Below are 12936 nucleotides of genomic sequence, written 5' to 3' on the forward strand. Positions count from 1 at the left end.
ACCTGGTCAAAATTGGCACCAGGGATTTCGCGGCCGGTCCACCGGACGGCGGCACCGGCGTGCCGAGGCTCACTGCCGTCGTTGTTTTGGTCAGGGCCGGTTGGGGCAGTAACGCTTCGACGAGGTCAAGGCCGATCCGATCCGGGAGGTGCCGGTAGTGGACAGGGCAGGGGACGAAGTGGACACGGGGGCCGTCGGCCACCCGGCGTCCCGTCGCGACCTGACGGAACTGTCCGAGGCCGCACGCGACCTCGACCGCCGGATCGAGCAGCACCTCGCCCGGCTGCGCCGCGAACGCGCCGAGCGCGCCCGGGACGACATTCCTGACCAGCGGCTTCGGCCGAGCGGCTGACCTCGCGTTTACCGCGCGGACCCGAGCTACTACGCTGGGTGGCCCCACGCCACGCGCCGAAGTCCTGCGAGGTCGCCATGTCCGAGACGCTGTCCCCGAGCCAGAAGCCCGTCGGGGTCGACCCCGACCGGCCGAGCATCGCGCGGATCTACGACGGCTTCCTCGGCGGCAACAACTTCTACGAGGTCGACCGCGTGGTGATGGAGAAGATCCGCGCGGCCGTCCCGGAAGCGGTCGACATCGCCCGCGGCAACCGCGGTTTCCACAACCGCGCGCTGCGGATGCTGGCCGCCCAGACCAAGATCCGGCAGTTCGTCGACTGCGGGTCCGGGCTGCCGACGGCGGAGAACACGCACCAGATCGTCCAGCGCATCGACAAGGACCACACGGTCGTCTACATCGACAACGACCCGGTGGTCCTCGCGCACGGCCGGGCGCTGCTGGTGGAGAACGACTTCACGCACATGGTCGAAGCGGACATCTTCAAGCCGGAAGCGGTGCTCCGCGACGAGACCGTGCTCCAGCACATCGACTTCTCGGAGCCGGTCGCGCTGCTGCACGTCGGCACGATGCACCACTTCGAGGGCGACGGCGCGGCCGACGTCATGCGCGAGTACATCGACGCGCTCGCCCCGGGCTCGTACGTGGTGCTGTCGCACTTCTTCGACCCCGAGGTGCCGGAACTGACCGCGATCGCCAAGCGCATCGAGGACATCCTGACCCAGGGCCCGCTCGGCGCCGGCCGGTTCCGCACGCGGGCGGAGATCGAAGCCATGCTGCCGGGGCTGGAGTTCCTCCCGCCGAACGCGACTTCCGGGCCGGGCCTCTCGGTGTGCGACGAGTGGTGGCCGGACGGCCCCCGGCTCACGCCCCTGTCGGGGTCGGCGAAGTGCGTCGCCGGGATCGTCGGCGTCAAGCGCTAGCTCGATTCGCGGCGGCCGGACCGCCCGCTGCCGCCACCGGGTGGTCCGGCATGATGAGCCGGTGCCCCGTCGTGAGCTCCGCCCGCACCAGGTGTGGCTGATCGGCGTTCCACTCAACCTGCTGCTGGCCATCCCGTGCGCCTACCCGGTCGCGTACGCGATGCTGGGGACGCAGGTCCTCGCCGGTGAGCTCGGGTGGGGCACGGTCGACCCGACCGTCGTCGACGACGGCGCGGGCCTCGTGATCGGGCTCGGCCTGGTCTTCCTGGTGTTCGCCGGGCTGGTCGTGGCCGGCTTGAACGCCCTGTTCGCCTTCCGCGCACCGCAGCTCAAAGCAGGCCGGTACTGGCTCGCGGTGGCGCTGCTGGTCGTGGTTCCCGACATCGTCTACTGGACCAACCGCTAACGCAGCCGCCACAGGTGATCGGCGGTTCCGGTGTCGCCGAACTGCACCACCTGCGCGCTGTCGGCGGTCGACATCCGATCCACGCCGAGGACCTTCCCCGAGTTGCGGTTGACGATCCGGAACCAGCCGCTGCCGTCGTCGCGCAGGCGCCACAGGTGATCCGCCGACCCGTTGTCGGTGAACTGGACGACGATCGCACTGTCCGCTGTGGACCGCTGGTCGATCCCCAGCACCTTGCCCGAGTGGACGTTGCGGATCAGGAACCAGCCGTCGGCGGCGGCCTCGAACGTCCAGAGGTGGTCGTCGGTGCCGTTGTCGGCGAACTGCACGACCCGCCCGCCGTCCGATGTGGACATCTGGTCGACGCCGAGCACCTTGCCGGAGTTGCGGTTCTCGACCCGGACCCGGCCGTCCGGGACCAGCCGCCAGACGTGGTCCGCCGTGCCGCTGTCGGCGAACTGCACCACCTGCGCGCTGTCCGCAGTGGACATCTGGTCCACGCCCAGGACCTTGCCGGAGTTGCGGTTCTTCAGCCGCCACCAGCCGTCGCCGTTGTCGACGAGCTGCCAGAGGTGGTCCGCGGTGCCGTTGTCGGCGAACTGCACGACCTTCGCACTGTCCGCTGTGGACATCTGGTCCACGCCGAGCACCTTGCCGGAGTGGTGGTTGCGGATCCGGTACCAGCCGTCGCCGTTCGCGACGAGGTGCCAGACGTGGTCGTCGGTGCCGTTGTCGGCGAACTGCACCACGCGCGCACTGTCCGCTGTGGACATCTGATCGACGCCGAGCACCTTGCCGGAGTTGCGGTTCACGATCCGGAAGCCCGCTCCCCCGCCGCCGGGCGACCACGGGTGGCCGTTCGGGTCAGCCGTCGGGAACGACGTGACACGCAGGCGGGCCGCGCCCATGGGGATCAGCGTGACCGTCTCGACCGCCGCGTCGCTGCGGGCCGGTGACGCCTGCAGCGGCGTGACGACGTTCTGGTCGTCGGCCGTCCATTCGGCGATCTTCCGCGCGGGCGCGGTGATCTTGACCGGCGCGGTGTCCGGCGTGAACGGGTTGGCGGGCAGCGCACCGCCGGCCGCGGAGAAGGTCAGTGCCGCGCCGGGGGTGAGGCCGTAGTTCCAGGGCGTCGTCGCGTGCACCGCGTACTCGGGGAACTGCGCGTTCCCGCCGATCTGCTGGTAGCTCTCGCCGATCTTCAGCGAGTACGTCAGCGGGCCGTGGTCGACCGAGACGGAGTCGTGGTTCGCCGCCCAGGTCCGCGTCGTCGTGCGCTGCGGCAGGGTGAGCGTGACGACGTCGCCGTTCGCCCAGGTCCGGTCGACCTTGACGAACGACGGCCCGGCCGTCGCCGCGACCGTCGCCCCCGCCACGACGAGCCGGGGCGCGGCGCACCACGCGGGAATCCGGAAGTACAGCGGGAACGCGAGCGGCTTCGACGTCCGGACGGTGAAGGTGACCTGCTCGGAGAACGGGTAGGTGGTGTCCTCGGTGATGGTCACCGACGTGCCGTCGCCGACCTTCGCCGTGACGCTGCTGGCGGAGTACATCGCGGCGGCGAGACCGTTGTCCGGCGTGGCCAGCCAGAGTTCTTCGGTGAAGTACGGCCAGCCCATGCCGTAGTTGTGGGGGCAGCAGCGGTACTGGTCGACGCCCGGCAGGTAGGCCTGCATCGCGAAGCCGTTCTGGAACTGGCCTTCGCTCTTGGGCACGTTGTCGAGGTCGACGCCGTTCGCGCTGGTGATGTAGTGGACGGCGCGCCCGGCCGGGTCTAGGGCGGCGGGCAGGGAGTTGAAGGCGAGGTCTTCGCAGCGGTCGGCCCAGACGGGGTCGCCGGTCAGCCGGGTGAGCAGCTGGTGGCTCGCCATGAACTCGACGATCCCGCAGGTCTCGAAGCCCTGCCGCGGGTCGCCGAAGCCGGGCCGCGCGTTCTCGTCCCCGGCGAAGCCGCCGCCGGCGAACTGGCCGTAGGTGGCCATGACCGTGTTGTAGTCGGCGTAGGTGGCCTGGGTCAGGCTCGCGTTGCCGGACCGCAGGGCGTACTGAGCGGGTTCCCTGAAGCCCTGGGCGATGTTGACGTTGTGCAGGCTGGGCAGGTTGTTCACCCAGCTGGCGCCGAAGCTGTGGATCTTGTCGGCGAGGTCGAGCAGGAAGGTGTCACCGGTGCGGTTGAAGAGCCAGAAGACGCTGTCGAGGCCGTCACCCCAGCGGACGGACACCCAGCTGGAGTCGAACGCGCTCTTGCCCTGGGCGTTCATGTAGCGGAGGAAGCGGGTGAGGAACGGGATGACGCGGGTGTCGCCGGTGTACTCCTGCCAGGAGCGCAGGGCTTGCAGCAGCGGGAGGTACGGCCAGAAGTCGGGGCCGTTGTTGAGCGCGGTGCGCAGGGCGGTGGGGCCGAAGAAGCCGTCGGACTGCTGGGTGGCGAGGATGGCGTCGATCCACTTGGCGGCGGTGGCTTTCGCGGCGGCGTCCCCGGTGACGGCGGCGAGGTCGACGTAGCCCCGCAGCCAGTAGGGCACTTCTTCCCAGCCGGCGCGCTCGGGGTGGACCCAGCCGCTGGTGGCGAAGTCGAGGAAGTGCGAGGTCTCGGGGTAGTGGCCGCAGAGGCCGTCGAGCTGCAGTTTCAGCTGGCCGGCGAGCCAGCCTTGGGCGGTGACGGCCCCGGGAGGGAGCTTGAGGAAGGCGACGGGCTTCAGCGGAGCGGCGTTCGGGGTGTAGAGGCCGCCTGACGCGGGGGCGAGCTTCCTGACCGCGGCGGCCCCGGCTCGGCCGGCATTGGCACCGACCAGCACGGTGGCGGCGGCAACTCCGGCTCCGGCGACGAACTGCCTGCGGCTCAGCGACACGGGACGGCCTCCGCTCGTCTTTACAACGTTGTAAATACAGGTGTACTCGGTGGATACAACGTTGTAAATCCGCCGTTCGTCGGAGCCGCCGAAAGCCATGAGGGGCGGCAGGGCGGTCGCGCACAGGCGGCGGCTCGGGCCGGTCGGGACGCGCGGCGGGCCGGTCGGGGCGCGCGGGTGGCCCGACCGGCTCCGCACGCGGGCGGGCTACGGCACGTTCGGCGACACCGGGTCGGCTCCGCACGCGCGCAGGCTACGGCACGTTCGGCGACACGGGTCGGCTCCGCGCGCGAGCGGGCTACGGCACGTTCAGCGACACCGGGTCGGCTCCGCTCGCCGCCGGGTCGGGTCCGGTTGTGGAACCCGCCGCCGGTTTGGCCGGTTCCTCCTCCGCTCCGTCCTCAGTGGACGCCTCGTCCCCGCGTACCCACTTCAGCTTCACCTCGAACTGCCCCTGCAGCCCCGTCCGTGCGATCACCGCGCCCGCCTGGGCGTCCAGCTTCACGCCGAACTTGAGCTCCACCTCGTCCGGGCCCAAGCCGCGGAACTGGGCCAGCGCCGCTCCCGCTGCCGCGCGGACCTCGCCCAGGGCGTGCTCGAACGTCGTCGTCGCCTTGCGGAGTACTCCCGACGGCGCCGAAGCGCGCTCCAGGCCCGGCTCCACCTCCACCTCGACCAGCACCGATCCGCCGTCGGCCAGCGGGAAACGCACGAATTCCGGCAAGGAGTCCTCCCGAAGCAGAAACGATCAACAAGACAAATCCAGCCACTGCTCCCGGCCGATGCCGCGGCGCACCCGATCCAGCTGGTCGAGCAGGCCTGCCAGCCGGTCCGGGTGGGCCAGGTACTCCAGCACCGCCTGGTAGAACGCGCTGCTCATCGCCGACGGCATCAGGTCCGACGCGTCGAAGCACAGGTCGTTCCCCCGGGCGAGGGTCGTCGCGATCCGCTTGGTGACGTCGCTGCGGTAGACGTCCTGGTCCACCAGCCGCTGGTGCACCGAGAAGGTCGTGCCGCCCGACGGCCAGATCCGCTGGCCCGCCTCACCGGCCAGGTACACCATGAGCTTGCGCGCGGCCGGCGTGTCGCGGAACATCGCCGCGAAGTCGGCCGAGACCTCGGCCGGGCCGCCCGCACCCGCGCCAGGGAACGGGAAGAACCGGAAGTCGCGGTCGGGCACCGGCGGCCCCGGGAGCGCGGTGTACCCGCCGATCGCGAACGAACCCAGGTGCTCCCACACGCACCCCGGCGGTTCGGCGAACATCGCCTTGCCGGCGTCGGCGAACGACGTCAGCAACGCCGCCGTGCTGCCGCCGCGGACCGCGCCCGGCGCCAGCACCAGCTCGCCCCAGCTCTCCCACGCGGCGCGCATCGCCGGGTCGGTCCACGGCAGCTCGCCCGCCGCCCAAGCGCTGTAGACCCGCGGGCCGGCGCTGTGCAGCAGGATGTCCTCGATCCAGTCCGTGCCCGGGAACCCGGAGTTCGGCGGCGCGCCCATGCCGAGGCACCAAGGGCGCCGCCCGCTCGCGGCGAGCTGCCGCGACGTCGTCAGGAGCTGGTCCCACGTCGCCGGTTCCGGCCCGGTGAACGTCTTCGGCGAGTACCAGACGATGCTCTTCAGGTCGGCCTTGACGGCGACCGCGTACATCGCGCCGCGCCCGAGTTGCTGCAGCTTGAGCCACTGGGGACTGTACGTCTGGGCCGCCTCCGCGCCGAGGACGGCGTCCAGCGGCTTCAGGTCGCCCGAGCCCGCGTACCCGGCGAGCTCGGCCGGGTTGGACAGCACCGCCACGTCCGGCGGGGTGCCCTGCTGCAGGTCGCCGCGCAACACCTGGTTCTGCGCGCGGGTGCCCTGGTAGCGCGTCGGGATGCCGGTCTCCCGGGTGAACCCGTCGAGCACGCGCTGGAACGCGGCCTGCTCGTCGCCGGTCCACGAGCCGAGCACGGTGACGACGTCCGCGCCGGACCCGGTCGAGCAGCCGGGCACCCCGGCCGCCAGCACAGCGGCCAGCACGACGGCGGCGATGCGCCTGCTCATTTCGCCCCCCGGAACCGGTATTCGTCGAGCCGGGGTTGCAGGCCGCCCACGACCAGCACCCCGATTCCCGCGGCCAGCACGGGAATCCCGTAGCCGAGCAGGCCGTTCCAGCCCGGTTCCGTGAGCCCCGGGCCCAGCAGCGCCGACTCGTCGACGTCGGCCGGGGCCGCGGGCGGAACGGCCGGCGGCGAGGCCGTCGCCGCGGCGAACGCGGTCACCGTGTCACCGCAGGCGTCCGCTCCCCTGGTCCGGCACGAGGTGACCAGCACCTTGGCGAGCGTCCACTGGGCCTCTCCCGCGGTGGCCGTCGTCGCGGCGGAGCGCGCGTCCACCGTCCGCTCCAGCGCGGCACCGCTGTCCCGGGCCTCGGACTGGACCCCGAGCAGCAGCGCCGTTCCCGCGCCGAGCAGCACCAGCGCCCCCGTCGCGGCGAACAGCGCCGAGTTCACCGCCCGCCGGAAGCGCCGGGCGAGGAACCGCTGCGTCCACACCAGCAGGGCGAGCAGGAGCAGCAGCGGCAGCGCCCACAGCAGCGTGATCGCGGGGTCCAGCCAGTCGGTGCCGAGCTGCGCGTCCAGGGCGGCGCGCTGGGCGGCGGCCAGGCTGTCGAGGCGCGCGAGGATGCCGTTCTCCTTCGCGGTCAGCAAATCCGACGCGGACTGCAGGTTGCTCGCGGCGAGCGGGCCGCCGTCGTCCTGGCGGAAGTGGGCGTCGGCCTGCCCGATGAAGCTGTTGTACGCGGGCAGCAGCCCTTCGATCAGCTGCAGCGTCTGGCTGCCCTGTTCGCCGGCCGCGTTGTGCTCCGCGACCTGGGCGAGCTGCTGGCCGGCCCGCGCGATCTCGTCCTCGTACTGCTCGCTGGGGCCGGTCAGGCGTACCTGGTCGCGCTCGAAGGCGGTCACCGCGGCACCGTGGGCGGCCACGAGCGCTTCCTTGACCAGCGACACCTCGAGCACGGCCGGCGCGGTTCGCTCGCGCACCTCGGCGATGCTCGCCCGCACCCCGAGGAAGGTCGCCAGCGCGGTCACCAGCACCAGCGCGCTGCCGGCCACCAGCCCGAGCCGCAGCCACCACAGGGTCTTGCGCGTGGTGCTCGTCGCGCTCACGACGGATCCTCGAACGGCTCGCCGCACCGCCCGCAGCGCTTCGCCGCGGGCCGTGCCTTGTGTCCACAGTGGACGCACTCGCGCGGCGCCCCACCGCCCTCGGACCGGGCCACCGGGGTGACGGGTTCGGCGGTGTAGGTCGAGATGGTCGACCCGAGCACGAGCGAGAACCCGTCGCGCGGGCGGACCCCCTCCTTGATCGCGACGGCGCCGTCGCGGACGTCGATCAGGCGGCCCAGGCGCTTGAGGATCTCCGCGTTGCCGAGGTCGGTGGCCAGCCGGTACGCGGTGCCCCATTCGCGCGCCGCCTCCGCCCGGTCTTCGCGCTCGAACGCGTCCCAGCCCGCGCGGACCGCGCGACCCAGCTCGGCCTGCCCGGTGATGCGGGCGACGTTCTCGTCCGGCACGCTCGAGAGCGCCAGGTCGTCGGTCAGGTAGGCGACGACCGGAAGCTGGTCGCTCACCACGGTTTCCGCGCCCTCGAGCAGCGTGACCGTGCCCAGCAGCCGGTCTTCGTGACGGGTCAGCTCCGCCGCCTCGACGTCGAGGCAGAGGTGGTACTCGCGCTGCTCGTCACCCCACGCGCCGGTGGGCAACTCGAGCACGCGGCCGGCGGACCGGCACTGCGCGGTGAGGTCCACTTCGGTCGGGAAGACCTGCTTGACGAACCTCAGCCTGCTGTAGGGCAGCGTGGTCAGCCGCAGCCGCAGGTCCGGCACCGTCCGGCCCATCGCCTGCTCGACCAGCCGCCGGAAGTCCCCGGCCAGCTCGGCGTCCTCCAGCACCGCGTCGGCGCTGCCGCGCAGCACGGACGCGATGCGCTGCAGGTCCCGCGGCTCCCAGTCGTCGCCGATTCCCCTGGCGTCGCAGGCGAATTCGCCCCGGCAGCGATCCAGTGCGGCGTCGAGTGCGCCCATGCGGTCGGACTCGTTCTTGCCGTCGGTGAGCAGCACGGCGTGCCGGATCGCCGGGTTGGTGCGCTCGAAGAGCTCCCGGGCCAGGTCCAGCCACCGGCTCATCGCGGTGCCCCCGCCGGCGATGAGGCCGGAGACCGCCGTCTTCGCCTCCTGCCGGGTCCGCGGGCCGGCGACGGCCAGCTCCGGCGTCGCCGGGTAGACCAGCTCGGCGTGCGCGGTGCACTCGACCACCCCGAACAGCACGCCGTCGCGCAGGGAGTCGACGGCGACCCGGCAGGCGTGCCGCGCCGCCTCGATCTTCGTCGGCGGCCAGTCCATCGAGCTGGAACAGTCCACCAGCAGCAGTTCCGCGGCCTGCGGCGGGCCGTCCGCCGCGGTCGCCCCGGCGTCGCCCACCCGCACGGTGAGGACGGCGTCCATCCGCTCGTCCGAGGGAGCCAGGTACTTGTTCTGGCTCAGCTGCAGGGTGAACGACGGGGTCTCGGGCATCCGATCACCTTCTCGTCTTCGGGCGGACGGAGTTGGCGAGGTCGACGAGCACGCCGTGCTCGTTCCGGTCCCGGGCCCGCTCGGCGAGCCGGCGCAGGGACTGCTCCAGCAGCGTGCGCAGCCCGCCGTCGGTGACGCGCTCGCCGAGCAGGGCACCGCCGTTCCAGCCCGGCTCGGCGCCCTCGCCGAGGGCGTCCAGCGCCGCCTCGCGGACGAGCGTCTCCAGGCGGTCCTGGGACTCGCCGTCGAGGTAGAGCTCGGGCAGCCGCCGCGCCGCGTCGGCGAGGTCGTCCCGGCTTGGCGGCCCGGACGGCAGGCGGGCCACCCGGATCCGCACGGCGGCGATCCGCGCGGCGTCGTAGTGGCGGGAGATGGGCGGGACGGCGTCGAGCAGGGCGACCGCGGCGTCGCGGCCCCGATCCCGCAGGTGGCTCCTGGCCAGGCCGAAGGCGGCGCTGACCTGGCCGTGGTCGCGGTGCCACACCGAGCGGTAGCAGCGCTCGGCCACCCGGGTGTCCGCGCGCAGTTCGGCGCAGAAGCCGAGCGCGAGCTTCGGTGCGAGCTCGCCCGGCCACGCGCGGTGCACCCGGTCGAACGCCGCCGCGGCCGGCTCGGCGTCGCCGCGGACGAGCGCCAGCAGGCCGTGGTGCCAGGCCGCCCGCCAGTCGCGTGCGGCCTCGGCGCCGAGCAGCTCTTCGGCCGCCGACAAGGCCGCGGCCGCGCGGTCGGAGTCGCCCACCGCGATGTGTGCCCGGGTCCGGGCGAACTCGATCTCGACGGACCGTTCGCCGAACAGGGCGAGCTTGTCCAGCCAGCGGTGCGGCCCGGGCGCCCCCGCGGCGGCGATGAACTCCGCCGCCGGGTCGTCCGGCGCGACCCGCGGGATCGGCAGCCGGCCGGCCCCGTCGGCGGCGCCCGGCAACCCGGGGTCCAGGCCTTCGCGGCCGGGTGCGGCGGTGACCCAGCGGTCGAGGCCGGGCACCGCGCCGAGGCCGTCGTCGAGCAGTTCCGCGGTGTCCTCGAACAACGCCGACGGCACCGGGCGCGGCCGTTCGTCGCGCAGCGAAAGGATTTCCCGGCGCACCCCGTCGAGCTGCTCGGCCATCTCGGACGCGGTGGCGAACCGCCGTTCGAACGGCGCGACCGCGCGCTCGAGGACCCGGCGCAGGGAGTCGAGGCCGCCGGCGACGCGGTCCGGGTCGGCGTCCTCGCTCGCGCCGTCCAGCAGCACCTGCAGCGTCCGGCCCACGGTGTGCAGGTCGGACCGGACGGTCAGGCCGTGCCGGGTGAGCTCGTGCGCCGGCGCCTGGAACCCCTCGGTCCCGACGCTCGGGGTGGCCGGGTCGTCGATCGCGCGGGCCGCGCCGAGGTCGATGACCTTGACGCGCTTGTCGCCGTGGATCACGTTCTCCGGCTTCATGTCGCAGTACAGCAGGCCTTCGCCGTGCAGGTAGTCGAGCGCGCCGAGGATGGCCCGGCCGTAGACGATGACGTGCTCCACGCGCGGCGGCGGGCCCTTGACGAGGAGGTCGCGCAACGACCGGCCGCCGACGTACTCCATCACCAGGTAGGTGTCCGGCTCGCCGCCGGAAGGCGGGATGTGCTCGACGAAGTCGCTGATCCGCACGATGTTCGGGTGGTCGAGCCGGATGAGCACGTCCCGCTCGACCCGCGCGAGCGCGCGCAGCATCGCGCTCTCGCTGTTGATCACGCCCTTGAGCACGACGTGCTGGCCGGCGAGCGCGGTGTCCGCGGCCAGGTACACCCAGCCGAGCCCGCCGCGGGCGAAGCAGCCGAGGACCTCGTAGCGGTCGCCGACGCGCTCCTCGCGCGAAAGCTTGGGCAGGAAGGAGAACGGCTCTCCGCAGTTCTCGCCCTCGCAGAACCCCTCGGCGAACCCGGGTTCGCCGGCGTACGCGCGGCCCACGGGTTCCCCGCAGCGGCCGCAGAACCGGTGCTGCTCGGGGTAGTCCGGGTCGGCGAGGACGAGCTTCCCGGGATCCGGCACCTCGACCGCGGGCAGCGACTGGAAGTCGGCCTCACCACCCCAGAGCTCGACACTCCGCCGGGTGCTCTCCGGCGCGGGCGTGCTCACCGCGACGGCCGGAGCCTCGACCGGCACCCGGCGGTGGCCGCACACTTCGCAGAACCCCGTCGGCCCGACAGGCTGCCCGTGACACCACACCGGTTCGGCGGTCATGCGCACTCCCCCCGGGTGTGCCAGGCCTTCGAGACATCCCCAGCCCTCATGAGCCCGCCAGCCGGTGCCGCACCGCGCGCACGTAGTGCTCGACCAGCTCCGCGGCGGCCGCCAGGTCGCCGGGCACCTCCCTGAGCGCCGCCATCGCCGGGCGGTACAGCTCGGCCAGCTCCTCGTCCTCCATCAAGCCCGCGTCGGTCGCCTTCGCGTTGTAGCCGCGCAGGCGGCCGTGCAGTTCGTCGTGGCGGGCGGCGTGCGCGTCGAGGTCGGCGTGCAGGCGGATGAGCTCGCGGCGGGCGGCTTCGGCGTCGCGCTCGGTCACCGTCAGTGCCCGCCGGACCCGGCCCGGGTCGATGCGCTCGCCCGCCGAACGCAGCGCCGCCAGCCGCAGGCGCAGGTCCGCGGCGGGGCCCGGTACCTCGGCCGCGGGGTGCGTGCGCGTGCCGACCTGGACGGCCCGCTCCCGCGTCCGCTCCTGCTCGTGCTCCACCATCTCGACCAGCAGCGCCAGCCGCTCCAGCCGGCGCGCGTTCCGCTCGCTCTCCCAGCGGCGGGCCAGGTGCACGCCGGGCGAGTCCGGCCCGCTGAACTGGACGAGCACGGTGGCCCCCTTGTCCATCAGCGGCTTGACCGCGCCGGTCAGGACGTCCTCCGGCGCGCGGGCGGCGTCGACCCCGGCCACCGCCACGGCGACGTCCTCCGGGTTGGTCGCGAGCACCGTGGTGACCTCCTCGGTGCTGATGCCGGCGCTGACGTTCTCGGCCACTTCGTCGGCGGTCTTGCCGGTGGCGTCGACGATCGCGGCGAGCCGGTCGCCCCGGCCCGGCCGCGCGCCACGGCGTTCGCGCCGGACCTGGGTCAGGAAGTCCCGGACCACCGCCGAGTCGCGGTCGCCGATGACGACGACCAGCGGACCGGACGGCGGCCGCGGCGGCTCGCCCACCCACCGGGCGACCTCGGGGACGTGCCGGACGATCGTCTCGACGGGGATCAGGTAGGCGAGCCCGAGCCGCTCGTCGGTGTATTCGGTGACCACCATGCCGAGCACCGCGTCGGTGGCCTTGTCGATCACCCCGGCGCCGCTGAACCCGCGGCGGACGCGTTCCCCGGGCGGCTTCGAGTTCAGCTGGATCCACTCGCTGCCCGCCCCGGCCGGGCCGGCCAGCTCGGCGTCGTTGACCCACACGCCGTGCTGGTGCGGCGCCGGGAAACCGTAGGTGTGGACCACCCGGTCGCGGACGGCACCCAGGCGCACGAGCGGCGCACCCGGCACGCCGGGGAACGCTTCGCTCAGCTCCAGCAGCGCGACGTCCCCGCGGCCGTCGGGCAGCGGCGGCACCCAGCACCCGGGCCGGACGCCGGCGTAGGCCTCCGGTGTCCCGGGCAGGCCGACGAACCGGACCACGAGCTGCGGGACCGGGCCACCCGGCGCAAGCGCTTCCTCCCCGGCGGCCTGCACGACGTGCGCGCAGGTCAGGACCGTGGATTCGCCCAGCAGCATGCCGGCACCCAGTGCCCGGCCCGACGAGTCCAGCAAGCACACCCGCCACGGTTCCGAATCCCCCGCGCGCCCAGCGGAAATGTTTCCGTTGTGCTCCCTCACCGTGAGCGACCTTACGGCGGCGCACCGACGGTCCGGGCCGGGTTCGCCCG

10 protein-coding genes are annotated in these 12936 nt (G+C 73.1%); 3 read left to right on the forward strand and 7 right to left on the reverse strand.

Annotated features, from left to right (window positions below; translation table 11 throughout):
* Window positions 1-157: 157 nt before the first annotated feature.
* The 3 genes from QSK39_RS22220 (at window position 158) to QSK39_RS22230 (ending at window position 1681) form a co-directional block, all read left to right on the forward strand.
* A complete protein-coding gene (locus tag QSK39_RS22220) occupies window positions 158-352 on the forward strand; it encodes a hypothetical protein (protein WP_284742694.1) in 195 nt (64 codons plus the stop codon).
* 77 nt (window positions 353-429) lie between these two features.
* On the forward strand, window positions 430-1275 hold the full coding sequence (locus QSK39_RS22225) for an SAM-dependent methyltransferase (protein ID WP_285479688.1): 846 nt from the start codon (window positions 430-432) through the stop codon (window positions 1273-1275).
* 61 nt (window positions 1276-1336) lie between these two features.
* Window positions 1337-1681, forward strand: coding sequence for a hypothetical protein (locus tag QSK39_RS22230; RefSeq protein ID WP_285479689.1), 345 nt, complete (start codon window positions 1337-1339; stop codon window positions 1679-1681).
* Here QSK39_RS22230 and QSK39_RS22235 read toward each other — a convergent pair.
* The 7 genes from QSK39_RS22235 to QSK39_RS22265 form a co-directional block, all read right to left on the reverse strand.
* Window positions 1678-4533 (reverse strand): RICIN domain-containing protein, encoded by a 2856-nt coding sequence (locus QSK39_RS22235; RefSeq protein WP_285479690.1) that lies wholly within the window; start codon window positions 4531-4533, stop codon window positions 1678-1680. The two genes, QSK39_RS22230 and QSK39_RS22235, sit on opposite strands and share 4 nt — an antisense overlap.
* Before the next feature lie 298 nt (window positions 4534-4831).
* Window positions 4832-5257, reverse strand: a complete 426-nt coding sequence (locus QSK39_RS22240; protein ID WP_285479691.1) for a CU044_2847 family protein — start codon at window positions 5255-5257, stop codon at window positions 4832-4834.
* Between the two features lie 24 nt (window positions 5258-5281).
* Window positions 5282-6571 carry an ABC transporter substrate-binding protein gene (locus QSK39_RS22245; RefSeq protein ID WP_285479692.1) on the reverse strand — a complete coding sequence of 430 codons (1290 nt, stop codon included), beginning with the start codon at window positions 6569-6571 and terminating at the stop codon, window positions 5282-5284.
* The gene (locus QSK39_RS22250) at window positions 6568-7677 is read right to left on the reverse strand and encodes a GlnX family signal transduction membrane protein (protein ID WP_285479693.1); all 1110 of its coding nucleotides are present in this window, start codon (window positions 7675-7677) and stop codon (window positions 6568-6570) included. Before QSK39_RS22250 ends, QSK39_RS22245 begins: the two co-directional genes overlap by 4 nt.
* Window positions 7674-9083, reverse strand: a complete 1410-nt coding sequence (locus QSK39_RS22255; protein WP_285479694.1) for a vWA domain-containing protein — start codon at window positions 9081-9083, stop codon at window positions 7674-7676. The genes QSK39_RS22250 and QSK39_RS22255 overlap by 4 nt, the downstream gene beginning before the upstream one ends.
* A gap of 4 nt (window positions 9084-9087) precedes the next feature.
* Window positions 9088-11283, reverse strand: a complete 2196-nt coding sequence (locus QSK39_RS22260) for a serine/threonine-protein kinase (RefSeq protein ID WP_285479695.1) — start codon at window positions 11281-11283, stop codon at window positions 9088-9090.
* Window positions 11284-11329: 46 nt separating this feature from the next.
* Window positions 11330-12784 carry a S1 family serine peptidase gene (locus QSK39_RS22265; protein WP_285479696.1) on the reverse strand — a complete coding sequence of 485 codons (1455 nt, stop codon included), beginning with the start codon at window positions 12782-12784 and terminating at the stop codon, window positions 11330-11332.
* Window positions 12785-12936: the final 152 nt, after the last annotated feature.

The organism is Amycolatopsis sp. NBRC 101858, assembly GCF_030269325.1.
Classification (GTDB): domain Bacteria; phylum Actinomycetota; class Actinomycetes; order Mycobacteriales; family Pseudonocardiaceae; genus Amycolatopsis; species Amycolatopsis ponsaeliensis.